The sequence below is a fragment of the Xanthomonas sp. 3075 genome (genome assembly GCF_014197275.1).
In the GTDB taxonomy this organism is placed as follows: domain Bacteria; phylum Pseudomonadota; class Gammaproteobacteria; order Xanthomonadales; family Xanthomonadaceae; genus Xanthomonas; species Xanthomonas campestris_B.
Genome location: NZ_JACIFI010000019.1, coordinates 53612 through 76453 on the forward strand (window position 1 = coordinate 53612; position 22842 = coordinate 76453).

Annotated in this window: 21 protein-coding genes; 13 read left to right on the plus strand and 8 right to left on the minus strand. The window is 65.4% G+C overall.

Going from position 1 to position 22842, the window contains the following annotated elements:
* Window positions 1-131: 131 nt before the first annotated feature.
* The gene (locus tag GGR62_RS16470; RefSeq protein WP_184408926.1) at window positions 132-932 is read left to right on the plus strand and encodes a dienelactone hydrolase family protein; all 801 of its coding nucleotides are present in this window, start codon (window positions 132-134) and stop codon (window positions 930-932) included.
* Between the two features lie 506 nt (window positions 933-1438).
* On the opposite strand, the gene GGR62_RS16475 is transcribed toward GGR62_RS16470, so the two are convergent.
* Complete coding sequence (locus GGR62_RS16475) at window positions 1439-2437, minus strand: polyprenyl synthetase family protein (protein WP_184408927.1); 999 nt, start codon at window positions 2435-2437, stop codon at window positions 1439-1441.
* 274 nt (window positions 2438-2711) lie between these two features.
* Here GGR62_RS16475 and ssb point away from each other — a divergent pair, with 274 nt between their 5' ends.
* Together ssb and GGR62_RS16485 are read left to right on the plus strand one after the other, a co-directional pair.
* Entirely contained in the window at window positions 2712-3236 is a 525-nt protein-coding gene (ssb, locus tag GGR62_RS16480; RefSeq protein WP_184408928.1) for a single-stranded DNA-binding protein, read from the plus strand.
* 157 nt (window positions 3237-3393) lie between these two features.
* The gene (locus GGR62_RS16485) at window positions 3394-3771 is read left to right on the plus strand and encodes a hypothetical protein (protein WP_184408929.1); all 378 of its coding nucleotides are present in this window, start codon (window positions 3394-3396) and stop codon (window positions 3769-3771) included.
* 555 nt (window positions 3772-4326) lie between these two features.
* On the opposite strand, the gene GGR62_RS16490 is transcribed toward GGR62_RS16485, so the two are convergent.
* Window positions 4327-4599: a hypothetical protein gene (locus GGR62_RS16490; protein WP_184408930.1), complete on the minus strand. Its 273-nt coding sequence runs from the start codon at window positions 4597-4599 to the stop codon at window positions 4327-4329.
* 133 nt (window positions 4600-4732) lie between these two features.
* On the opposite strand from GGR62_RS16490, the gene GGR62_RS16495 reads away from it, so the two are divergent.
* Genes GGR62_RS16495 through GGR62_RS16510 form a run of 4 tightly spaced genes read left to right on the plus strand, consistent with a single transcriptional unit; the run spans window position 4733 to window position 8707 of the window.
* Window positions 4733-5629, plus strand: a complete 897-nt coding sequence (locus GGR62_RS16495) for a TIM barrel protein (protein WP_184408957.1) — start codon at window positions 4733-4735, stop codon at window positions 5627-5629.
* A 30-nt stretch (window positions 5630-5659) separates the two neighbouring features.
* Window positions 5660-7345 carry a GMC family oxidoreductase gene (locus tag GGR62_RS16500; protein ID WP_184408931.1) on the plus strand — a complete coding sequence of 562 codons (1686 nt, stop codon included), beginning with the start codon at window positions 5660-5662 and terminating at the stop codon, window positions 7343-7345.
* Window positions 7345-7920, plus strand: a complete 576-nt coding sequence (locus GGR62_RS16505) for a gluconate 2-dehydrogenase subunit 3 family protein (protein WP_184408932.1) — start codon at window positions 7345-7347, stop codon at window positions 7918-7920. Before GGR62_RS16500 ends, GGR62_RS16505 begins: the two co-directional genes overlap by 1 nt.
* Before the next feature lie 43 nt (window positions 7921-7963).
* Window positions 7964-8707, plus strand: coding sequence for a DUF1080 domain-containing protein (locus GGR62_RS16510; RefSeq protein WP_184408933.1), 744 nt, complete (start codon window positions 7964-7966; stop codon window positions 8705-8707).
* 10 nt (window positions 8708-8717) lie between these two features.
* Here GGR62_RS16510 and GGR62_RS16515 read toward each other — a convergent pair whose 3' ends face one another.
* From GGR62_RS16515 to GGR62_RS16535, 5 genes are read right to left on the minus strand one after another with little or no spacing between them, the layout of a single operon-like run.
* Window positions 8718-9014, minus strand: a complete 297-nt coding sequence (locus GGR62_RS16515) for a cytochrome c (RefSeq protein ID WP_260306207.1) — start codon at window positions 9012-9014, stop codon at window positions 8718-8720.
* 18 nt (window positions 9015-9032) lie between these two features.
* Window positions 9033-9896 carry a sugar phosphate isomerase/epimerase gene (locus GGR62_RS16520; RefSeq protein WP_184408934.1) on the minus strand — a complete coding sequence of 288 codons (864 nt, stop codon included), beginning with the start codon at window positions 9894-9896 and terminating at the stop codon, window positions 9033-9035.
* A 19-nt stretch (window positions 9897-9915) separates the two neighbouring features.
* Window positions 9916-11040, minus strand: coding sequence for a Gfo/Idh/MocA family oxidoreductase (locus GGR62_RS16525; protein ID WP_184408935.1), 1125 nt, complete (start codon window positions 11038-11040; stop codon window positions 9916-9918).
* Entirely contained in the window at window positions 11037-12269 is a 1233-nt protein-coding gene (locus GGR62_RS16530; RefSeq protein WP_184408936.1) for a nucleoside permease, read from the minus strand. Before GGR62_RS16530 ends, GGR62_RS16525 begins: the two co-directional genes overlap by 4 nt.
* A 26-nt stretch (window positions 12270-12295) precedes the next feature.
* Window positions 12296-13348 (minus strand): sugar phosphate isomerase/epimerase family protein, encoded by a 1053-nt coding sequence (locus tag GGR62_RS16535; protein ID WP_184408937.1) that lies wholly within the window; start codon window positions 13346-13348, stop codon window positions 12296-12298.
* 95 nt (window positions 13349-13443) lie between these two features.
* Between GGR62_RS16535 and GGR62_RS16540 the strand changes: the two genes are divergently transcribed.
* Window positions 13444-14451 carry a LacI family DNA-binding transcriptional regulator gene (locus GGR62_RS16540; RefSeq protein WP_184408938.1) on the plus strand — a complete coding sequence of 336 codons (1008 nt, stop codon included), beginning with the start codon at window positions 13444-13446 and terminating at the stop codon, window positions 14449-14451.
* Window positions 14452-14545: 94 nt separating this feature from the next.
* Here the strand turns inward: GGR62_RS16540 and GGR62_RS16545 are convergent, their stop codons facing one another.
* Window positions 14546-16060 carry a sensor domain-containing diguanylate cyclase gene (locus GGR62_RS16545; RefSeq protein ID WP_184408939.1) on the minus strand — a complete coding sequence of 505 codons (1515 nt, stop codon included), beginning with the start codon at window positions 16058-16060 and terminating at the stop codon, window positions 14546-14548.
* 245 nt (window positions 16061-16305) lie between these two features.
* Between GGR62_RS16545 and GGR62_RS16550 the strand changes: the two genes are divergently transcribed.
* The 5 genes from GGR62_RS16550 to GGR62_RS16570 all read left to right on the plus strand — a co-directional run bounded on the left by GGR62_RS16550 (window position 16306) and on the right by GGR62_RS16570 (window position 22537).
* Window positions 16306-17313 (plus strand): NAD(P)-dependent alcohol dehydrogenase, encoded by a 1008-nt coding sequence (locus GGR62_RS16550; RefSeq protein WP_184408940.1) that lies wholly within the window; start codon window positions 16306-16308, stop codon window positions 17311-17313.
* Window positions 17314-17720: 407 nt separating this feature from the next.
* Window positions 17721-18371 (plus strand): aldehyde dehydrogenase iron-sulfur subunit PaoA, encoded by a 651-nt coding sequence (gene paoA / locus GGR62_RS16555; RefSeq protein WP_184408941.1) that lies wholly within the window; start codon window positions 17721-17723, stop codon window positions 18369-18371.
* Window positions 18368-19318 (plus strand): xanthine dehydrogenase family protein subunit M, encoded by a 951-nt coding sequence (locus tag GGR62_RS16560; RefSeq protein WP_184408942.1) that lies wholly within the window; start codon window positions 18368-18370, stop codon window positions 19316-19318. The genes paoA and GGR62_RS16560 overlap by 4 nt, the downstream gene beginning before the upstream one ends.
* 1 nt (window position 19319) lies before the next feature.
* On the plus strand, window positions 19320-21527 hold the full coding sequence (gene paoC / locus GGR62_RS16565) for an aldehyde oxidoreductase molybdenum-binding subunit PaoC (protein WP_184408943.1): 2208 nt from the start codon (window positions 19320-19322) through the stop codon (window positions 21525-21527).
* Window positions 21524-22537: an XdhC family protein gene (locus GGR62_RS16570; RefSeq protein WP_184408944.1), complete on the plus strand. Its 1014-nt coding sequence runs from the start codon at window positions 21524-21526 to the stop codon at window positions 22535-22537. Before paoC ends, GGR62_RS16570 begins: the two co-directional genes overlap by 4 nt.
* Window positions 22538-22842: the final 305 nt, after the last annotated feature.

A 22842-nucleotide genomic window follows, 5' to 3' on the forward strand; every position in this document is an offset into this window, starting at 1 on the left:
GCGGTATTGGCCCTGCGTTTTTTCGATGGCCGTGGCAGAACGCCGACGCGATCGGTCTGTGGTGGCCTCCAATGACCCGGCCTGCACGGCAGTAGCGCCTACACTCGCCGGACATTCCCGGGAGCAAGCACATGCACAAGCAATGGACATGGCGTGGCGTTGGGTTGATCGGCGTCTTGGCCTCGTTGGCATTTCCGGCGACCGCCGCGATGCAGGCCAAGCCGCTGGAATGGAAGATCGGCAAGGACACCTTCAGCGGCGTGCTGGTCTACGACGATGCCGGCGATGCCAAGCGCCCGGGCCTGGTGATGGTGCCCAACTGGCGCGGCGTCAACGAGTCGGCGGTGACCAAGGCCAAGCAACTGGCGGGCGATGATTATGTGGTGCTGGTTGCCGATGTGTACGGCAAGGGCAAGCGTCCGGCCAACGACAGCGAGGCCGGGCAGTTCGCTGGCGCGTTGAAGAAGGACCCGCCGACGCTGCGCGCACGCGCGCTGAAAGCGGTCGACGTGCTCAAGGCGCAGGCCGGCAAGGCGCCGCTGGATGCATCGCGGATCGGTGCGGTGGGCTTCTGCTTCGGTGGCACGACGGTGCTGGAGCTGGTGCGTGCTGGCGCACAGCTGGCCGGCGTCGTCAGCCTGCACGGCGGCATCGCCACGCCCAGCCCGGCCGCTGCCGGCTCGGCCAAGACGCCGCTGCTGGTGCTCAACGGCGCAGACGACAAGAGCGTGACCAAGGCGGACATCGCCGCGTTCGAAACCGAAATGAATGCAGCTGGTGCCGATTGGCAGTTCGTCAACTTCAGCGGCGCGGTGCATTGCTTCGCCGAGGCCGACGCCAACAGCCCGCCGGGCTGCCTATACAACCCACGCGCGGCGAAACGTGCGTTCCGCATGCTCGGCGATTTCTTCGACGAGCGTTTCGGCGATTGATGTCGCGGCCAGACGCGGCGATGCAGCCGTGGCGCATGCGTGGAGGAATCGCAGTGGAGCAGCGGTATGTGTCGATTCCTCTGCGCATGCTGCACCTGTCTGTTGGGCTTGCAGTCGCGTGGTATTTCTTCGAGGCCGTATTGCCGGGGCGCCGTAGAGCGCTTCCTGGCGCGTCGCTTTCCCGGTTGCAACGCGAGCACAACGCGAGTGCTGGCAGCGATCGCACTGCAGGGTGCATTGCGGTCATGCAGGCATGCGCAGGCGGTCGGCGCGATGATTTGTTGCATCCGGCCATGCACTGCATGTGCAGCACAACATGCAGTGCGCCTCGTCTGCGATCCTGCGTTGTCGCGCTGTAGATCAGACTGCATCGCGCTGCCGGCAATGCCTGGGCGCGACCACTCGCCACCGGCCACGCAAACCCGTCAGATATCAGTAGCGACCAGCGTGGGGGTCACCGCTGCGATGGCTTCAACCATTGCGGCAGGTGACACCCGTGGCGTGCATCAATGCGTGCGTTCCACCGCATAACGCGCCAGGCCGCGTAGCGCGGCGACCGCAGGGCTGGCCGGCAAGGTGTCCAGTGCCTGTTCGGCAGCAGCAGCGTATTCGGCCGCCCGTTGGCGGCTGTACTCCAGCCCGCCGGTGGCATGGATCGCCGTCAGCACTTCGGGCATTGCGTTCGCATCGCCTTGTTCGACGATCTGGCGCAGGCGTTCCCTGATGGGGGCATCCGAGTGGGCCATCGCGTGGATCAGCGGCAAGGTCGCCTTGCCTTCGGCCAGATCGTCGCCCAGGTTCTTGCCCAGATCCGCTGCGTCGGCGGCATAGTCCAGCACGTCATCGGCAATCTGGAAGGCAAAACCCAGCTGCATGCCGTAGTCGTACAGACGTTGCTGCACATCGGCATTCGCGCCCGATGCCAGCGCGCCCAGACGCGTGCCCGCGGCGAACAGCACCGCGGTCTTGCGCTCGATCACACGCAGGTAGGCGGCTTCGTCGGTGTCGGGGTTGTGCACATGCAACAGCTGCAGCACTTCGCCTTCGGCGATGCGGTTGGTGGTGTCGGCCAGGATCTGCATGACTTCCATGCGTTCCAGCTCGACCATCAACTGGAAGCTGCGCGAATACAGGAAGTCGCCGACCAGCACGCTGGGCGCATTGCCCCACAGCGCATTGGCGGTACTGCGCCCGCGCCGCAGGTCCGATTCGTCCACTACGTCGTCGTGCAACAGCGTGGAGGTGTGGATGAACTCGATGATCGCCGCCAACTGGTGGTGCTCCGGGCCGGAGCCGCCCGCCGCATGGCCGGCCAGCATCACCAGCATCGGACGCAGGCGTTTGCCGCCGGCGGAAATGATGTGATCGGCAATCTGGTTGATCAGCACGACGTCCGAGGCCAGGCGGCGGCGGATCAGCGCATCCACTGCCGCCATGTCGGGCGCGGCGAGGGACTGGATCTGGGGCAGGCCCAGGACGGTGGGGAGGTCTTCGGCGATGGTCATGCGCAGGCGTTCGTGGTGTGTGTCGATTATAGGTGTCTGGGCCAGATCCGTCCCGTCGGCCGTGGCCGACCGCCTCCACGGTGGCCGCAAACCCTTGCGGTGCCAGCGTCGGGCCTGTCCGGGAGCGCCCGGATTCCGACCTGCCGACGCGGCATTCCCCGGCCCGGTGGTGCGGGGATCCGCCGGCACCCGGGGCGGGCAGGTGCGGTAACATTGGCCCAAGACATTCACCGCCGCGCCCCACTGGCGCCGGCGCATCATCTCGGAAGCATCTATGGCCCGCGGCATCAACAAAGTCATCCTCGTCGGCAACCTCGGCAACGATCCCGACACCAAGTACACCCAGGCCGGCATGGCGATCACCCGCGTCAGCCTGGCCACCACCAGCATGCGCAAGGACCGCGAGGGCAATAACCAGGAGCGCACCGAGTGGCACCGCGTGGTGTTCTTCGGGAAGCTGGGCGAGATCGCCGGCGAGTACCTGCGCAAGGGCTCGCAGGTGTACGTCGAAGGCGAACTGCGCTATGACAAGTACACCGGCCAGGATGGCGTGGAAAAGTACAGCACCGACATCGTCGCCAACGAGATGCAGATGCTCGGCGGCCGTGGTGAAGGCGGCGGTGGCGGTGGCATGGGCGGCGATCGCCCGCAGCGTGCGCAGGCGCCGCGCCAGCAGCAGGGCGGTGGCGGCGGGCAGGGCGGCGGCGGGCAGGATTACGCCCCGCGTCGTCAGCAGCCGGCGCAGCAGCAGTCCGCACCGCCGATGGATGACTTTGCGGATGACGATATTCCGTTCTAAGACACACTTAGCGCTAGGTGTTGGTAAAGGTCTGAAGAGAGCCCCTTATTTATGGGGCTTTTCTTTTGCTCAATGGTGCTGATCCGTATGTGAAGTCGCCCTTGTCGAAGTACGGCTGGGACGACTACGGCGTACGTCGCTTCGGCGGGGCGTAGCGATGCCGCTGTTGGTCGAGGGACAGTGGCATGAAATGTCGATCGAAGATGATGATCTCGATCTGTTCGCTGTGGCCGCCGGCGCTGTCGATCACAAAGCCAGTCCCGACCTTGTCGCGATCTGGCAGGTAAGCGCGCAAGACCTCGATCCAGTGGGCTTCGTTGACACTGCCCCGCGTGTCTGGAGGATGGATCGACGGAACGGCGCGGCGAATCTGCAGCGCGAGTTCGCGTCCTGCACCCCAGCGAAGGTCGAAGCCAGGCCGTATCGGTCGATCGGCGGCAGAGGAGTCGTGCTTCCCACGCTTGGGGAATGTCGCGCCGAAGCGTGCCCGCTAGCGGCGAGCGTCTGGCTGTTCTTGCCTCCGCGGATAGGTTGATCGCCAGCGTGGCTTCACCAGCGGCCAGCTCGAGCAACGACTTGGCGCGGTGTTTCATGCCGAGTGCATGCTGTCGCTCACGGGCGGGGCCAGCCCGGCCGGAACCGGTCAAGTGTCGTGAATGCGCTTAGAGCGGCTAACAAAACGACTTCGCGTCAGCCTACTGCAGGTCGGCTGATCTGCGGCCTGGCTGCAGGGCCCTTTCCCGCCCAGCGTCGCGGGACCTTACGCGGCATGGATGCCGCGTAAGAGCTTACAAGGACGTACTTGCAGCGTTTCCCGCGACGCTGGGCGGGCAAGGACCAGTCGAGATGGTCGCCATGCATGGGTTTAAACACAGCAACCAGCGGAGTCTCTGGTGCGGTGTCCTCGCCGCTTGCGGGACCGTGTGGCGGCATGGATGCCGCCACCGAGCCTACATGGACGTACTTGCGGCGTGTCCCGCGAGCGGTGAGGGCACCGCGCATTCGACTCACTCAGTGTTTGATCTGGACTTCTGACTGCATCCACCAACATACGGCCGACAAAGCCACTGCACTCACTGACAGGCGCTCGCTAGGTTTTGTTAGCTGCTCTTAGCCGGCGCGGCAAATAGGCCTGAAACTCGCCGTCGAAACGGCAACCCCGACCATCATCCAGGCAATCCAGTGCCATCGCCTCAAGGAGAAGCGATGGCTGCACCGGTTGCTCGCCATGCTTCGCCTGCGTCGCGGGCCATGGTTTACGGATGCCTGCTTTTCGCTGCAGACCTGGCAGTCCACCTGCTGCGTCGCTCGACATTCCATCACCGTCATGCAGCGACAGGCGCAACAAGCGCAACAGGCGCAACAGGCATTGTGCCCTGCAGCATGGGTTTCGTGCGCTGCGTCTTGCAAAAAAGCGATTCCCTACCTTATGGTTCAATCGATTGAATTGCGGCGAATCCTTAGCATTTGATACCGGTTGGGAGGCCGGAAAACGGATGTCTATCCAATCGAGCGGACCGGCGCCGGCCCCGGGGTTCACGCGGCGAGATGCGCTGCGCGTTGCTGTCGCCGGGAGCTTTGGCCTCGGCGTTGCGGGCATGTTGCCTGCGTTTGCCGCTGCCACGTCGCGCAAAGGCAAGCTGAAGCATTCCGTGGCCCGCTGGACGTTTCCGCAGCAGTCGATCGCCCAGCTTTGCCAGACGGTGAAGGGCATTGGGTTCGCCGCCATCGATCTGGTCGGCCCGGCAGATTGGCCCACGCTGAAGGCCAATGGCGTGTACAGCGCGATGTGCAACGGCGCGGAGATGGGCCTGGACAAGGGCTTCGCCGGCAGCCAGTTCCACGACCAGCTGGTCGAGCGCTACACGCGGCACATCGACCTGGTGGCCGATGCCGGCTATCGCAACCTCATCTGTTTTTCCGGCAATCGCAACGGCATGGATCCCCAGGAAGGCATGGCCCACGCCGAAGCGGGACTCAAGCGCATCCTCGGGCATGCCGAGAAGCGCGGCGTCGTGCTGGTGATGGAACTGCTGAACTCCAGGGTCGATCATCCCGACTACCTGTGCGACCACTCGGCATGGGGCGTGGAGCTGTGCCAGCGGATCGGCTCGGACCATTTTGGTCTGCTGTACGACATCTACCACATGCAGATCATGGAGGGCGACATCATCGCCACCATCTGCAAGCATCACACGTTCTTCAAGCATTACCACACCGCCGGGGTGCCTGGCCGGCACGAGATCGGAGACGATCAGGAACTCCACTATCCCGCCATCTGTCGCGCGATCCGCGATACCGGTTTCGACGGCTATCTGGCGCAGGAATTCATTCCGACGGCGCCGGATCCCGTCGGCTCGCTGCGCGAGGCGATCCGCCTCTGCGACGTCTGAAACCCTATCCACCCAGGTGAAGTAGAACTCATGGCAGACAATCACTACGACGCCATCGTCGTTGGCTCGGGAATCAGCGGCGGTTGGGCGGCGAAGGAACTGACCGAGAAAGGTCTCAAGGTCCTGATGCTGGAGCGCGGACGCAACATCGAGCACGTCAAGGACTACGTCAACGCGATGAAGGAGGTGTGGGATTTCCCGCACCACAACCGGCCGACCCAGGCGATGAAGGCCGACTATCCGGTGTTGAAGCGCGACTACGCCCTGGTCGAGAACCTGCAGGGCATGTGGGCCAACGAAAAGGAATCGCCCTATACCGAGATCAAGCGATTCGACTGGTTCCGCGGCTATCACGTGGGCGGTCGCTCGCTGATGTGGGGACGGCAGAGCTATCGTCTGTCGGACCTGGATTTCCAGGCGAACCTCAAGGACGGCATCGCCACCGATTGGCCGATCCGTTACGCCGACATCGCGCCCTGGTACGACTACGTGGAGAAGTTCGCCGGCATCGCCGGCACGCGCGAGGGCCTGGACGTATTGCCCGACGGCGAGTTCCTGCCGCCGATCCCGTTGAACATCGTCGAGAAGGACGTGGCCGCGCGGATCAAGAAGGCCTTTGGCGGGACCAGGCACCTGATCCACTCGCGCACCGCGAACATCACCCAGCCCAAGATCGAGCAGGGCCGCGTCAATTGCCAGTATCGCAACAAGTGCATCCTGGGCTGTCCCTACGGCGCCTACTTCTCGACCCAGTCGGCGACGCTGCCGGCGGCGATGAAGACCGGCAACCTGACCTTGCGGCCCTTCTCGATCGTCAAGGAAGTGCTCTACGACAAGGACCGCAAGCGTGCGCGGGGCGTGGAGATCATCGATGCCGAGAACGGTCAGACTTACCAGTACACGGCCAACGTCATCTTCCTCAATGCGTCCTCCTTCAACTCGAGCTGGCTGCTGATGAACTCGGCCACCGATGTCTGGGAAGGCGGGCTAGGGTCGTCGTCCGGCGAGCTTGGGCACAACGTGATGGACCATCATTTCGGCGCGGGCGCCTCAGGGCGGGTCGAGGGCTATGAGGACAAGTACTACTTCGGCCGTCGTCCCTGCGGCTTCTACATTCCCCGTTTCCGCAACATCGCTGCGGACAAGCGCGGCTATCTACGCGGGTTCGGCTACCAGGGTGGCGCCAGCCGCACCGGCTGGTCGCGCGAGATCGCCGAGCTGAACATCGGTGCCGACCTGAAGGACGCGCTGACCCAGCCGGGCGACTGGCGCATCGGCATGACCGGCTTCGGCGAAATGCTGCCTCACCACGACAATACGATTCGCCTGGATCCGCAGCGCAAGGACAAATGGGGGCTGCCGGTGTTGGCGATGGACGTGTCCCTGCGCGCGAACGAAAAGGCCATGCGCAAGGACATGGCCGCCGATGCCGCCGAGATGTTCGAGGCCGCCGGCGTCAAGGATGTGCAGATGCACGATGACGACTACGCCCCGGGCAAGGGCATCCACGAGATGGGCACCGCACGCATGGGCCGTGACCGCAGCAACTCGGTGCTGAACCAGCACAACCAGGTCTGGGACGCGCCGAACGTCTACGTGACCGACGGCGCCTGCATGACCTCCAGCGCCTGCGTGAATCCCTCGCTGACCTACATGGCGCTGACCGCACGGGCAGCGGACCATGCGGTGCGCGAACTGAAAGCGGGGAACCTGTGATGGAACGCCGCGAACTGCTGAAGATGATCGTCGCCGCCACGGGCGCGGCCATGATCGGCCTGCCCGCGCTGGGCCTTGCACAGGCGCCGGCCGAGAGGGCGAACAATGCCTTCTCCGCCGCCGATGTCGGCACGCTGGACGAGATCGCCGAGACCATCCTGCCGCGGACCGCAACGCCGGGGGCGAAGGATGCCGGTGTCGGCCTGTTCATGGCGCAATTCGTCACCGATTGCTACACCGCCCGGCAGCAGGCGACGTTCCGCGCCGGCCTGGCCGAGATCGACAAACGCGCCGGCGGCCGCTTCGTGTCGCTCGCGCCGCAGGCCCGCACCGAGCTGCTGCGCGCCCTGGATGCGGAAGCCAGGAAGCACGTGGTTGCAATGACCGATACCGGCACCGCCAAAGTGGCGGACGCGATGCCGCATCACTTCACGATGATCAAGCAGCTGGCCATCTTCAGCTTCTTCACCTCGAAGGTCGCCGCGACCGAGGTGCTGCGTTACGTCGCCGTGCCGGGCCGCTACGATGGTGACCTGGCCTATGCCCCCGGTACGCCCGCCTGGGCGACCAACTGATGGACCGCAACGCTTCGCCCATGCGCCATTTTCCGGGAACACGATGACCAGACCCCTGCTGATGGCGGCCTGCCTGCTGGCCGCAGCGCCTGCGTTCGCGCAGGCCAGCGGCGACCCGTCGCGCGATCCGGCGAAGACCGAGGTGTGGAAGCCCGTGCCCGCGATCGTGGCCACGCCCGCGGGCGGCGCGCCCTCCGACGCGATCGTGCTGTTCGATGGCAAGGATCTCTCCGCCTGGGAGTCGGAGCAGGGCGGACGCGTGCCCTGGAGTGTCGCCGACGGTGCGCTGACCGTGGTGCCGGGGAGCAAGGGCATCCGCACCAAGCAGCGCTTCTGCGACATCCAGTTGCATGTCGAGTGGCGCACGCCCACCGCGACCGGCGGTTTCGACGGCCAGCAGCGCGGCAACAGCGGCATCTTCCTGCAGGAGTTGTATGAGCTGCAGGTGCTCGACAGCTACAACAACCCGACCTATGCCAACGGCCAGGCCGGCGCGATCTACAAGCAGGCCATTCCGCTGGTGAACGCCTCGCGTGCGCCGGGCCAGTGGCAGGCCTACGACATCATCTGGAAGGCGCCGCGCTTCTCGCAGGGCGGCGGGCTCACTTCGCCCGCCCGCATCACCGTCCTGCACAACGGCGTGCTGGTGCAGGACGACACCGTCCTGTCGGGCAAGACCGAGTACATCGGCGCGCCTTCGTACGCGCCGCATGCATGTGCGCCGATCTCGCTGCAGGAGCACGATTCCAAGGTCAGCTACCGCAACATCTGGGTGCGCGAGCTGTAGCGCCGGCGTCCTATTCCGCCAGGAAGCTGGCGATGTCGTCGACGTCCTGTTGCGACAGCTGCGGAAAGGGTGGCATCAACCCGCCGCCGTTCCTGATCTTGTCCTTGATCTGCGTCGATTCCAGCCGCTTGCCCACGTCGGTGAGCGCGGGGAACACGCCTGGGATGCCCGCGCGATCAGCGCCGTGGCAGGCGGTGCAGTTAGTTGCGTAGAGCTGCGCGCCGGCCGCAGGGTCGTCCTTGGACCACGCCGTGGTCGCAAGTGTCGCCCCCAGCAGAGCCACGACCATTGTCAAAATCGTTTTCAAGCGGGGCTCCTTCGCGTGCTAGCGCTGTGTGCTGGCGGGCAGGCTGGTGGGCAGGTGTGCACGCAGGTAGTCGGCACCGGTCTGGATGACCGTGGCCGGATCGCGCGGACGGTCGTGCTCGATGATGTACCAGCGCACGCCGGCGCCCGCCGCGGCAGGCAGGATCGCGTTCCAGTCCAGCACGCCCTTGCCCACGGCGGCGAAGCCACCCTCGTCCTCGGCCTGGCCTTTCGGTGCGTTGTCCTTGGCGTGTACCGCGAACATGCGGCCCTTGAACTTGCCCAGCATCACCGCCGGGTCGTAGCCCGCGCGCGCGACCCAGGCCAGGTCCAACTCGGTCTCGAGATCGGGGCCGGCCGCGGCGAACAGCAGTTCCAGGCCGGTCTTGCCATTGAAGTCGATCAGTTCGAAGTCGTGGTTGTGGTAGGCCAGGCGCATGCCCTTGGCCCGCACCCGCTTCGAGAGTTGGCCCAGTTCCTTGCCCAATGCGGTCCAGCCCGCGGCATCGGTCGGCCGATCCTTCTGGTCCAGGTAAGGCACTACCAGCGTGGTGTTGCCGATCGATCGGTTGAAGGCGACTGCGGCGTCCAGGTCCTTGCGCAGATCGGCCAGTTGCACGTGCGACGAGACCGCCTTGATCGAATATTTGTCCAGCAGCCGCTTGAGTTCCACTGCGCTGACGTTCTGCGTGCCGACCGTTTCCACCGCGCCCACGCCCGCGTCGTGGACGATCTTCAGCTGTTGGTCGAGCGAGCCGGCGTTGCGCAGCGAATACATCTGCACCGCGATGGGGGGGTGCGGGCCAGTGGCGTCGCGTGCGAAGGCGGGCAGTGCGAGGAGCAGCAGTGCGAGGGTCGCGGTCCTGCGGATAGATGTATGCATCAAGAAGTCCTCCCGAGATTCAACCGATGGCCGTCCAGGCGCGCGTCCTGGCCGATGTGATGACGCAATCGACGATCAGCGCCGAGCGCACCCCGTCTTCGAAGGTGGGCAGGCCTTCCGGCCGCTCGCCTTCGATGGCGCGATAGGTGTCGGCGACAAACGCCTCGAAGCAATCGCCGTAGCCCTGCGCGTGCCCGGCCGGTAATGTGGATAGCCGGCGTTGTTCGGCACTGCCGGCACCCGGCCCGCGCACGAAGATTTCTTCGCGCTGGTCGGGCAGGCCGATCCATAGCCGTTCGGCGTCCTCCTGGTCGAACGCCACGCTGGCCCTGGCGCCATCGATCTCGAACCAGAGGCGATTGCGGCGTCCCGCCGAGACCTGGCTGACCGTCAACGACGCCAGCGTGCCCGCGCCGGTTCTGAACATCGCCGCGGCCACGTCCTCGCTCGCTACCGCCTGCATCGCGCCGCCCGCCGCCGGCGTGCTGAAGCTCTGCCCGGTGAGGGCACCGCGCTCGGCGATCACGGTGGCGAACGCTGCGCTGACCTCGACGAAACGCTCGCCGCCGACCCATTCCACCAGGTCGCACCAGTGCGAGCCGATGTCGGCGAACACGCGCGAGGCGCCGCCCAGTGCCGGGTCCACGCGCCAGTTGTTGCTGGCAGGGTCCAGCAGCCAGTCCTGCAGATAGCTGCCGTGAATCAGGCGCAGCGGCCCCAGGTCGCCCTGCGCGATGCGTGCGCGCGCCTCGCGGACCACCGGGTGGTAGCGGTAGACGAAGGGCACCGTGGCGACCAGCCCGGTCGCGGCGGCCAATGCCGCCACTGCCTGGGCGTCCTGCAAGGTCGTGGCCAGCGGCTTCTCGCAGATCACGTGCTTGCCGGCTTGCAGCGCCGCCTGCGCCATGGCGCGGTGCAGATGGTTGGGCGTGCACACGTGCACGACCTGCACCTGCGGATCGGCGACCACGTCCTCGATGTCGCGATAGGCGCGCGGCACGTTCCATGACTGCGCCACCTCGCGTGCGCGTTGCGGGGAAGAGGCAGCGACGCCGCGGACCTCGGCACCGGCCAGCAGCGCTGCGCGACGATGCACGGCGCCGATCATGCCGGCGCCGACGATGGCGATTCCGAGCTTGCTCATCGGGTGGGCTCTGAATGCGTGGAGGGCGCGGCCGCCACGACCGGCCGGTCGCGGAACAACAACAGGAAGGCGATCAGCACGACCAGCGCCACGCCTGCCGGGAACAGCCAGATCTGCTGCCAGTCCGGGCCCGCCGCCGTGGTGTAGTGCTCCACGACCGCGCCGGACAGGAAGGTGCCGATCAACATGCCCACCCCGTATGTGGCCAGCGTGATGAACCCCTGCGCGCTGCTGCGCGCGGCGGGGCCGGCATGCGCATCGGTGTAGATCTGGCCGGTGACGAAGAAGAAGTCGTAGCAGATGCCGTGCAGCACGATGCCGATCACCAGCAGGGAGAAGCCGCCGCCCGCATCGCCAAAGGCGAACATGACGTAGCGCAGCACCCACGCCGCCATGCCCAGCGCCAGCATCGTCTTGACCCCCAGCCGCACGAACAGGAACGGCATCGCCAGCATCAGCAGCACTTCGGACACCTGGCCCAGCGATTGCAGGCCGGCCGCGCCGCGCACGCCCAGGTCGTTGAGATACGGGTTGGTGAAGTTGTAGTAGAACGCCAGCGGAATGCAGATGGCGATGGATGCCAGGAAGAACACCAGATAGGAGCGCGACTTCAGCAGCCGCAGCGAGTCCAGTCCCAGGACCTGCCCCAGCCCGGCGTCGCGCTGTTGCGCCAGCGGTGGCGTGTGCGGCAGGGTGAAGGCATACAGGCCCAGCGCCAGCGATGCCATCGCCGCCATCCGGAACGTCAGTTCGAGCCGATGCGCCTGTTCCCAGCCCAGCCAGCCGATCAGCACGCCGGCCACGATCCAGCCGACGCTGCCGGCCACGCGCACCGGCGGAAACTGCTTTTCCGGCGATTGCATGTGCCGCATCGCCACGCTGTTGGCCAATGCCAGCGTCGGCATGAACAGCAGCATGTACCCCATGACGCAGGCGGAGAACATGCCGAAGCTCGTTGCCGTGGACGCCAGCCACATCAGCACCGCGCCGGCGAGGTGCAGCACCGCGAGGATGCGCTGCGCCGCGAAGTAGCGATCGGCGACCAGGCCGACCAGGAAGGGCGCCACGATGGCCCCGATGGACTGGCTGAGGAACGCCGTCGCCACCTGGCTCGCGCTGGCCTGCAGGGGGCCCTGCACCAGGTACGTGCCCAGGGTCACGAACCATGCTCCCCAGATGAAGAACTGCAGAAACATCATCGCGCCCAAGCGCGACATGGTGTGCCTCATGGCTTGCCCTCCCAGGCGGTATTGGCTCAGATCCCCAGCATGCGGCGCAGCGATTCCGGATCGGCGCCGCTGTCGGCAAAGTCGTCGAAGGCGCGTTCGGTCACGCGGATGAGGTGGTCGCGGATGAACGCGGCACCCTCGCGTGCGCCGTCTTCCGGATGCTTCAGGCAGCACTCCCACTCCAGCACCGCCCAGCCCGGGAAATCGTATTGCGCGAACTTCGAGAAGATCGCCTTGAAGTCGATCTGGCCGTCGCCGAGCGAACGGAACCGCCCCGGACGATCGATCCAGTCCTGGTAGCCGCCGTAGACGCCGCTTTGCGCACTGGCGCGATACTCCGCGTCCTTGACGTGGAAGATGCCGATGCGCGCGTGATAGCGGTCGATGAAGCCCAGGTAGTCCATCTGCTGCAGCAGCAGGTGGCTGGGGTCGTACAGGATCTTGGCGCGTGGGTGGTGGTCCACGACATCGAGGAAGCGCTCGAAGGTCGCGCCGTCGTGCAGATCCTCGCCCGGGTGGATCTCGAAGCACAGGTCCACGCCGCAGGCGTCGAAGGCATCCAGAATGGGGCGCCAGCGGCGGCCGAGTTCGGCGAAGGCTGCTTCCACCAGCCCGGGCGGGCGTTGCGGCCAGGGGTAGAAGTAAGGCCAGGCCAGCGCGCCGGAGAACGTGGCATGCGCCGTCAGCCCCAGGCGCTGGCTGGCCTTGGCCGCCAGCAGCAGTTGTTCAACCGCCCAGGCCTGGCGGGCGGCGGGATCACCGCGCTTGTCCGGCGGTGCGAATCCGTCGAACAGGTGGTCGTAGGCGGGGTGGACGGCGACCAGCTGCCCCTGCAAGTGGGTCGACAACTCGGTGACCTGCAGGCCGTACCCGGCCAGCATGCCGGCGACGTCGTCGCAGTACGCCTGGCTCTGCGCGGCCTGGGCCAGATCGAACAGGTGGGGCGCGCTGGTCGGCACTTGTACGCCAGAATACCCCAGGCCCGCAGCCCAGCCGGCCAGTGTGTCCAAGCGATTGAAGGGAGGTGTGTCGGCGATGAACTGTGCCAGAAACAGCGCCGGACCCTTGAGCGTCTTCAACGTGATTCGCCCTCATGCAATCGATTGAATCATCCTAGCATGGGCAGCCCGCAAGACCCGTTGTGCACCGCACAGCAGCAAGAAGAACCCAGGTCATGGCAACAACCATCTACGACATCGCAAAGCACGTTGGCGTCACCGCCGGCACGGTGTCGCGGGCGCTTTCCCGGCCGGAAAAAGTCCTGCCGGCCACGCGCGCGCGCATCGAACAGGCCGCCGCCGCGCTGGGCTATGTCCCCAATACGGTGGCCAGGACGCTCAAGACCCAGCGCAGCGGCAAGCTCCTGGTCACCGTCCCGGACATCGCCAATCCCTTCTTCGCCCAGATCCTGCAAGGCGCGGAGGAAGCGGCGCAGGCCGTCGGCTACGCCGTCCTGCTGGGCGATACCCAGCACCAGCCCGACCGCGAGGAGCGCTACGCGCAGATGCTCCGGCGCAACGAGGCAGACGGCCTGATCGTGCTGGGGCACCGCCTTCCGCCGACAGCGCGCGAGATCGTCAAGCAGCTGGGCGCCGCCGCGCCGGTGGTCAACGGATGCGAGTTCGACCCGGCGCAGGGCATCCCCAGCGTCCACATCGACAACGCGGCCGCTGCGCGCGCCATGATGGAACACCTGTATGGACTGGGGCACGAGCGGGTCGCCGTGGTGGGCGGCCCGCCCGACAATCCGCTGCACCAGCAACGACTGGAAGGGGTCCGGGCCTGCGGCAAGGCACGCCGCCGCCTGCGCAGCCTGACCGTCGTGCCGGGCGACTTCTCCGTAGAATCCGGCCATGCGGCTGCGATGGCGCTATTGGCCCGTGCGCCCGCGCCGACCGCGATCTTCTGCTTCAGCGATCAGATGGCGCTGGGCGCCCTGGCCGCTTGCCGGGACCTGGGCATCCGCGTGCCGGATGACCTGTCCATTGTCGGCTTCGACGACCTGGCGTCGTCGAGTTACCTCACACCGCCATTGACGACCATCCGGCAACCCATGCGAGAGATCGGTGTCCGCGCGGTCAACCTGCTGCTCGCCATCATCGAAAGGGTGGACGTGCCGCTTCAGCAGACGCTGGATTTCAGTTTGATGTTGCGTGGGTCCACGGGTGCGCCGAGGGGGTAGGTGACGCGACGTCCCCCCAATGTTGAGTCGCCCCTCGGTGTGGAGTCCAATTCCCTCCCCGAGCAGATTGGACATCAAGAAGCGTGCAGCATCTTTAGGCCGATGTACGATCCCGGCCTTTCTGCTTGGCGCGATACAGCGCCGAATCGGCATCTTGCACGATGGCGTCGGGAGTCAGTGGCGCCTGGCCTGGCTCGAAGGTCGCTGCGCCGACGCTGACGGTCACGTTTGCACTGGTGGGGCTGGACAGGTGCATCAGGCCCAGCTCGGCGACGGCGGTGCGAATCGCATCGGCCAACTGCAATGCGCCGGCGGCGTCGGTGTGCGGCAGGATCATGCCGAACTCCTCGCCGCCGTAGCGTGCGGCAACGTCCTCGCTGCGGCGCGAGCAGCCGGCGATTGCGCTGGCGATCAGGCGCAAGCAGGCATCGCCATTCACATGGCCATAGGTGTCGTTGTAGAGCTTGAAATGATCGACGTCGATCATCAGTACCGATAATGGCGTGTGTTGGCGCACCGCCTCCTGCAATGCCTGCGATAGCCGATGGTCGAAGGCACGACGATTGGCGATGCCGGTCAATGCATCCACCCAGGCTTCGGAGCTGAGTTTTTCTTCGTCCCGATGCATGCGGCGCAGTTGCAGGTCCAGCCAGATGCCCACGCCCAATAGCAACGCGAAACCGAGCGTGGTAATCACGATGCGCTGGCCGGCAGTTTGCCGCCAGTTTGCTAGCGCATCGTCCATCGACACGCCGGCCAGCACGGTCAGCGGGTATGGCCGTGCCGGTGCAAAGCTGGAGATGCGCCTGATACCGTCGATCGGCGAACGGTAGGTTTCGGTGCCGTGCTTGCGTGCGCGGATGTCAGCGTAAATCGAGGTACCTGCGATCGAGGTGCCGATCACGCCCTGCTGGTCGGGCCGACGTACCAGCACGGTGCCCGCGTCGTTGATCATGCCGATCGTCCCGTTGGGGCCGACGTCGAAGGTGCTGTAGTAGTCCTGAAAATACTTCAGTTGCAGTGTCACCAGCACCACGCCGGCAAACTCGCCGCTGGGCGTATTGAGGCGCCGGCTCAGCGTCAGCACCCAACTGCCGTCGGAGCGGCTCTTTACCGGCGGGCCCAGCAACGAGGAGGCGTCGCGATGATCGCGGTGGTACTTGAAATAGGCGCGGTCGGCGTTGTTGCGGTGTTTGGGCATGCCATCCAACGACGAGCTCACCCAGCTGCCGTCGGCGGCATAGATGAAAATACCGTGCAGCCGGTCCGACCGCTGCGCTTCGTCCACCAGGAAGTCATGCATTGCCGAGCGCGCCATGGCCGACTGTTGGTCGTGCTCCACCCGCGACACCAAGCCGGACAACACCGCCTCGGCGATCGCCAATGTGTCGCTGGCGTGCTGCGCCAGCAGGTTGGCAAGGTTCAGCGATTGTGTTTGCGCAGTGCGCAGCGCGGCCGCACGTTCTTCGTGGATCGAGCAATATTCCGAGCCGAGCAACAATATCCACGTAATGGTCAGCACAAAGTGCAACGCAATGCGTCGAGCTTGTTGTCGCCATCGCTTGGTTGTTGAGGTCACTGTCGCTACCCGTCTGGATACTGCAGCCATGCAACCGCTGTGCCAGCGGGCAAGCCGATGCCGGGCTGGCCGGGTCTGGACCCGCTGCGCTACCCAGATCTGTGATTCGTGTACGGTGGTACGCAACAGTTCGCTTGCATTGCGTGGTGCGGGACGATGCCTGGCGCGTAGCAGACGCCGCGATTGAACCGCCGCAGCCCCGGACAAGCCGACTCGACTGCGATCGCATCACGCGCTGCGTGCTATCCCATGCGCGACTATTTGAGGAGGTTTCGATGCGCGCTATTCGTCTTCGTCATCCGGCAGGATTGCAATCGCTGCAGTCGGTCGAGCTGTCCGATCCAGGGCAACCTGCGCGTGGACAGATCCGCGTGCGGCTGCATGCCAGCTCGCTGAATTATCACGACCTGGGCATTGTGCTGGGCCAGATGCCGGCTGCTGACGGGCGTATTCCGATGTCCGACGGCGCCGGGGTGGTGGAAGCGGTGGGTCCGGAGGTGAGCGAGTTCGCCGTCGGCGATCATGTCGTGTCCACCTTCTTTCCGCAGTGGGTCGATGGCGAGGCGTTGCACGCCGGATTTGCCACCACGCCAGGCGATGGCGTCGATGGTTATGCGCGTGCTGCGGTGGTGGCCGATACGACTGCATTCACGCATGCGCCAGCCGGTTACAGCCATGCCGAAGCTGCGACCTTGACGACGGCCGGCGTTACCGCCTGGCGTGCATTGGTGGTCAATGGCGGCCTCAAGGCGGGCGACACGGTGTTGGTGCTCGGCACCGGTGGCGTGTCGATCTTTGCGCTGCAGTTGGCCAAGGCGATGGGCGCCAGGGTGATCGCCACATCCTCGTCCGACGAAAAACTGGAGAAAGTGCGGGCGCTCGGTGCCGACCACACCCTCAATTATCGGCAGCACCGCGAGTGGTCCGCGCAGGTACTGGACATCACCGACGGGCGCGGGGTGGATCATGTGGTCGAGGTCGGCGGTCCCGGCACGCTGGCGCAATCGATCCGTGCCGCACGCATCGGTGGGCATATCGCCTTGATCGGTGTCTTGACCGGCGCCGCCGGCCCGGTGCCGACCGCCGAGATGATGGGCCGCCAGCAGCGCTTGCAGGGGCTGGTGGTGGGCAGTCGCAAGCATCAGCAAGCGTTGGTGCGCGCGCTGGAGGTGCTGCCGCTACGGCCGGTGATCGATCGAACGTACGCGCTCGACGAGATTGCCGACGCGTTCGCACTGCAGCAGTCAGGCGCGCATCTGGGCAAGATCGCATTGGAATTCTGATCCGCGCGCAAGCGATCACTGGTGCCGATGCAGATGCCAGTGACCGCCTTGACGGAACGCGGAGGAACGCATCGCTGGCACGTGCACGCATGGCTGCCGCGCGCCAGCAGTGATGCGGCCTTGAAACCGAAAGGCCTGTGCATGCATCACACCACGGTGCTCGATTCGGTCATCGATCGCAGCGGCATTCGGCCCTGAGGGCATCGAGATCGCGGCGGATAATGATGAGCGCGCTTCAGGGGCGCTAGCGTCGCAAAGCGACAATGCCTGCACAGCCGGCGACTAGAATTAGGGCCTATTGCTGCGCCATTCGCACGTTCATGGCTGCATGCTCACGCGCTTGTGACTACATGCGCTGCACATTTGCTAAAGAACTGTATTAGCCAGCATTGTCGGAGATGCCAGCCATGAGAGACATCAAGATGACCCGTCGCGAGGTACTGATTGCTGGCACGGCCTCGGCAGCCAGCGTTGCCGCAACCCAATCGATGGCCGCCACTGCAGCCAACGCGATGTCGCAACCTCAGGCAGTCGAGCCGTCCAATGTGTCCAGCCAGGTTGCGTTCGAGGTCAACGGCAAGCAGATGACGCTGACGCTGGACAATCGCACCACCTTGCTGGATGCACTGCGCGAACATCTGCAATTGACCGGCACCAAGAAAGGCTGCGACCACGGCCAATGCGGTGCATGCACGGTCATTGTCGATGGGCAGCGGATGAACGCGTGTCTGTCGCTGGCGGTGATGCACCAGGGCGGCAAGATCACCACCATCGAAGGACTCGGTACCCCGGAGAAACTGCATCCGATGCAGGCCGCGTTCGTCAAGCATGACGGGTATCAGTGTGGGTATTGCACGCCCGGTCAAATCTGTTCCGCAGTGGCGGTGCTGGACGAGGTCAGGCGCGGCATTCCCAGCCACGTCACCGAAGATCTCACCGGCAAGACCAAGCTCACTACGCCAGAACTGCAGGAACGCATGAGCGGCAATATCTGCCGGTGCGGTGCGTATTCCAATATCGTCGAGGCGATCAACGAGGTTGCGGGAGAGCGCGCATGAAGGCTTTCAGTTACGAGCGCGCGACCTCGCCAGCCGATGCTGCGGCCAAGGCGGCGCGTCAGCCAGGCGCCAAATTCATCGCTGGCGGCACCAACCTGCTCGATCTGATGAAGCTGCAGATCGAAACGCCATCGCACCTGATCGACGTCAACGGCCTGAGCCTGGACACCATCGAGGCCACTCCGGAGGGCGGTTTGCGGATCGGCGCGCTGGTGCGTAATACCGATCTGGCGGCAGATGCCCGTGTGCGCCGCGATTACGCCGTGCTCGCGCGCGCCTTGCTGGCAGGTGCCTCGGGGCAGTTGCGCAATCGCGCGACCACCGCAGGCAACCTGCTGCAACGTACCCGCTGCCCCTATTTCTATGACACCAACCAGCCGTGCAACAAGCGCCTGCCGGGCAGCGGCTGCGCGGCGATTGGCGGGTTCAACCGGCAATTGGCGGTGATCGGCGTGAGCGAAGAGTGCATCGCCACCCATCCCAGCGACATGGCCATTGCCATGCGCGTCCTCGATGCGGTTGTCGAAACAGTGGGTCCGGATGGACAGACGCGCGCGGTGCCGTTGTCTGAGTTCTATCGTGCGCCCGGCAAGACGCCGCACCTGGAAACCGTGCTGGAACGTGGCGAACTGATCACCGCAGTGCGTCTGCCCAAGCCGCTCGGCGGCACGCACGTCTATCGCAAGGTGCGCGACCGCGCTTCCTACGCATTCGCGCTGGTGTCGGTTGCGGCAGTCGTGCAACGCGATGGCAGCGTGCGTGTCGGCGTTGGCGGTGTCGCCTACAAGCCTTGGCGCAGCGAGGCGGCCGAAGCGCAGTCGCAGCAAGGCGCGCGAGCCATTGCCTCGGTGCTGCTCGACGGCGCGCAGCCCACCGAACACAACGCCTTCAAGTTGCCGCTGGTTGAGCGCACCTTGACCGCGATCCTGGCCGACACGAGGGCCTGACATGAAATTCGACACTCCCGCCGGTACCAATCCCATCGATCAACTCAAGATCGTCGGCAAACCCGTCGATCGCATCGATGGTCCGCTCAAGACCACCGGTCAGGCGCCGTATGCGTACGAGCACCATGACCTGCCTGGTCGCGCGGCTTACGGTCATGTCGTCGGCGCCGGCATCTCCAAGGGCAGCATTCGCAGCATCGATCTGGGCGCTGCGCGCAATGCGCCGGGTGTGCTCGGCATCGTCACTGCACAGAATGCAGGCAAGTTGCAGAAAGGCAAATACAACACCGCCACATTGCTGGGCGGCCCGGAGATCCAGCATTACCATCAGGCCATTGCGGTGGTGGTTGCCGAGACCTTCGAACAGGCGCGTGCCGCGGGCCAGCTGATCAAGGTCGACTACGGTCGCCATGTCGGTGCCTACGATCTGGAAAAGGCGCGCGATGGCGCCAAGGTCACCAAGGAGGGCGGGGCGCCGAACAGCGCAGTCGGCAATTTCGACAGTGCCTTCACGGCCGCGCCGGTGCAGCTGGATGCCGAATACACCACGCCCGATCATTCGCACGCGATGATGGAACCGCATGCATCGATCGCCATGTGGGAAGGCGACAAGCTGAGCGTGTGGACCTCCAATCAGATGATCGACTGGAGCGCGGGCGATCTGGCCAAGACGCTCGGTATTCCGCGCGAAAACGTGCGTCTGATGTCGCCGTATATCGGTGGCGGCTTCGGCGGCAAGTTGTTCCTGCGCGCCGACGCGGTACTGGCGTCCCTGGCGGCACGCCAGGTGGGGCGCCCGGTCAAGGTCATGTTGCCGCGGCCGCTGATCGCCAACAACACCACCCATCGTCCAGCCACCGTGCAACGCATCCGTATCGGTGCGCAGCCCGATGGCAAGATCACTGCGATCGCGCACGAAACCTGGTCCGGCGATTTGCCCGGCGGCGGGCCGGAAATTGCGGCCGCGCAGACCCAGTTGCTGTATGCCGGTGCCAATCGCCTGATTTCCACCCGCCTGGCCGTGCTCGATCTGCCAGAAGGCAACGCGATGCGCGCGCCTGGCGAAGCGCCGGGTTTGATGGCGCTGGAAGTGGCCATGGACGAAATGGCCGAAAAATTGGATATGGATCCGGTGAAGTTCCGCATCGTCAACGACACCCAGGTGGACCCGGAAAATCCGCAGCGGCCGTTCTCGCAACGTCAGCTCATCAAGTGTCTGGAAGAGGGTGCAAAACGTTTCGATTGGTCCAAGCGCAAGGCCAAGCCCGCCAGCACGCGCGATGGTCGCTGGCTGGTCGGCATGGGCGTGGCGGCCGCATTCCGCAATGCGCCGGTGACGACCTCGGGCGCACGCATGCGGCTGGAGCAAAGCGGTCGCGTGGTGGTGGAAACCGACATGACCGACATCGGCACTGGTTCGTACACCATCATTGCACAGACCGCTGCCGAGATGCTGGGCGTGCCGCTGGACTGGGTGGATGTGCGGCTGGGCGATTCCAGTTTTCCGGTGTCGGCCGGTTCCGGTGGTCAGTGGGGCGCCAACAGCTCCACCGCTGGCGTCTACGCCGCTGCAGTGAAGTTGCGCGAAGCCATCGCCAGGCAGTTGGGGCTGGATCCGGCGAAAGCCGAGTTCGCCGACAGCCATGTGCATGCGGGCGGCAAGCGCATCGCACTCGGCGATGCGGCAGCCAATGGTGCCTTGGTGGTGGAAGACAAGATCGAGTTCGGTGACTTGTCCGAAACCCATCAACTGTCGACCTTCGGTGCGCACTTTGTCGAGGTGGGCGTGGATATCGCCACCGCCGAAGTGCGCATCCGTCGCATGCTCGCGGTGTGTGCGGCCGGGCGCATCCTCAACCCCAAGTCTGCGCGTAGCCAGATGATCGGCGGCATGACCATGGGCGCGGGTGCGGCGTTGATGGAAGAGTTGGCGGTCGACAAGCGCCTGGGCTTCTTCGTCAATCACGATCTGGCCGGTTACGAAGTGCCGGTGCATGCGGATATTCCGCACCAGGAAGTTGTGTTCCTCGAAGAGAGCGACCCGATGTCGTCGCCGATGAAGGCCAAGGGGGTGGGCGAGCTCGGTATCTGCGGTGTGGCCGCTGCGATCGCCAATGCGGTCTATAACGCCACTGGCGTGCGTGTCCGCGATTACCCGGTCACACTCGACAAGCTGCTCGCGCAGATGCCCGAGTTGCTGCGCGCGTGAACGCAGTGGCGGCCCCGGTTGCGCAGCCGACGCCGGCCGAGCCGGTATGGCCGGCATGGCCGAGTTATGCGTTACACGATGATCTGTTGCCCACGCTCACCGCCTGGCACCGGGCGGGACAGCGTGTGGCGATCGCCACCTTGATCGACGTGCAAGGCTCTTCGCCGCGCCCGCTTGGCAGTGAGATGGCGATCAGCGTCGACGGCCGTGTTGCCGGTTACGTCTCCGGTGGCTGCGTGGAAGCGGCGGTGGCGCATGAAGCCGGCGCCGCATTGCGCGATGGCCAACCGCGCTGGCTGGATTACGGCGAAGGCAGCCAGGTGCTGGACATCCAGCTCAGCTGCGGAGGCCGCATCGGCGTGCTGGTCTGGCCGGTGCAGGATCTGGGCGAGCACCTGGCGCGGTGGCGCAACGCGCGCCAGCACCGTCGCCCCTTCCATGTGGCGCTGGATCGCCGCTCCGGCGCGGTTCGTTATCCGGCCACGGCACAGGACGTGCGGCCGGACGAATTCCTGCGCACGCACCGTCCACCATTGCGGCTGGTGCTGGTCGGCGCCGACCCCGCCCTGCTGGTGCTGGTGTCGTTGGCCAGCCAGATGGGGATCGAGGTGCGCGTGCTACGGCCGCACGGGCCGAGCGACCCGCCCCCCGGGCTGGCGCCGGAACACTACGATCGTCGTGCCTTGGGCGATGCCCTGCATGATGTCGAGCTGGATGCCGACACCGCGCTGTACAGCCTGGCGCACGATGGCCATAGCGATGTGCAGGTCGCCTGCCGTGGGCTTGCATCCAATGTCGCCTGCATCGGCATCCTGGGAAGCCTGCGCAAACGCGAAAGCCGTCTGCAGGCGTTGCGTGCACTTGGCCACGACGATGCGGCGCTCGCGCGCTTGCGACTGCCCGCCGGGTGGCGGATGGGCCGCTCTTCGCCGCACACCATTGCACTCGGCATCATTGCCGAGGCGACCCAGGCGGTGGCGGACCTGCGTGCTGTGGCGTCGAGTCGATAAGCGGGCTGCGTTGCGCGCACGGCCGGGCGCATCGATCCCGGGACGGCAGCGATGGAGGTTGCGGATCTGGTCGCTGACATGCCAGGCGTCTTGATTGCGGTGGATGCAGCGCCTTTCGCCATCATTGGGTCGCGTGTGGAGATGCGTATCCAATGACGCATGAGCGAGAGATCGCGCGACCATTCCGCGTTGCGCTTCGTGCCGCCATATCGATACGGAGCTGCGATGGATGCCGCCGGTCTTGAACGCATGCATCGCTTGCGGAAATCTCCCGCCAATCGGCGAGGCGACGGTGTGCTCCCGAC

Bases quoted from the DNA above. Each gene is read 5' to 3' on its own strand.
- GGR62_RS16485 (WP_184408929.1), top strand. From the start codon at position 3,394: ATGCCGCTGTTGGTCGAGGGACAGTGGCATGAAATGTCGATCGAAGAT.
- GGR62_RS16495 (WP_184408957.1), top strand. From the start codon at position 4,733: ATGTCTATCCAATCGAGCGGACCGGCGCCGGCCCCGGGGTTCACGCGG.
- GGR62_RS16540 (WP_184408938.1), top strand. From the start codon at position 13,444: ATGGCAACAACCATCTACGACATCGCAAAGCACGTTGGCGTCACCGCC.
- GGR62_RS16545 (WP_184408939.1), bottom strand. From the start codon at position 16,060: ATGGCTGCAGTATCCAGACGGGTAGCGACAGTGACCTCAACAACCAAG.
- GGR62_RS16510 (WP_184408933.1), top strand. From the start codon at position 7,964: ATGACCAGACCCCTGCTGATGGCGGCCTGCCTGCTGGCCGCAGCGCCT.
- GGR62_RS16560 (WP_184408942.1), top strand. From the start codon at position 18,368: ATGAAGGCTTTCAGTTACGAGCGCGCGACCTCGCCAGCCGATGCTGCG.
- GGR62_RS16475 (WP_184408927.1), bottom strand. From the start codon at position 2,437: ATGACCATCGCCGAAGACCTCCCCACCGTCCTGGGCCTGCCCCAGATC.
- GGR62_RS16505 (WP_184408932.1), top strand. From the start codon at position 7,345: ATGGAACGCCGCGAACTGCTGAAGATGATCGTCGCCGCCACGGGCGCG.
- GGR62_RS16525 (WP_184408935.1), bottom strand. From the start codon at position 11,040: ATGAGCAAGCTCGGAATCGCCATCGTCGGCGCCGGCATGATCGGCGCC.
- paoA (WP_184408941.1), top strand. From the start codon at position 17,721: ATGAGAGACATCAAGATGACCCGTCGCGAGGTACTGATTGCTGGCACG.
- GGR62_RS16550 (WP_184408940.1), top strand. From the start codon at position 16,306: ATGCGCGCTATTCGTCTTCGTCATCCGGCAGGATTGCAATCGCTGCAG.
- GGR62_RS16520 (WP_184408934.1), bottom strand. From the start codon at position 9,896: ATGCATACATCTATCCGCAGGACCGCGACCCTCGCACTGCTGCTCCTC.
- GGR62_RS16530 (WP_184408936.1), bottom strand. From the start codon at position 12,269: ATGAGGCACACCATGTCGCGCTTGGGCGCGATGATGTTTCTGCAGTTC.
- GGR62_RS16500 (WP_184408931.1), top strand. From the start codon at position 5,660: ATGGCAGACAATCACTACGACGCCATCGTCGTTGGCTCGGGAATCAGC.
- GGR62_RS16470 (WP_184408926.1), top strand. From the start codon at position 132: ATGCACAAGCAATGGACATGGCGTGGCGTTGGGTTGATCGGCGTCTTG.
- ssb (WP_184408928.1), top strand. From the start codon at position 2,712: ATGGCCCGCGGCATCAACAAAGTCATCCTCGTCGGCAACCTCGGCAAC.
- paoC (WP_184408943.1), top strand. From the start codon at position 19,320: ATGAAATTCGACACTCCCGCCGGTACCAATCCCATCGATCAACTCAAG.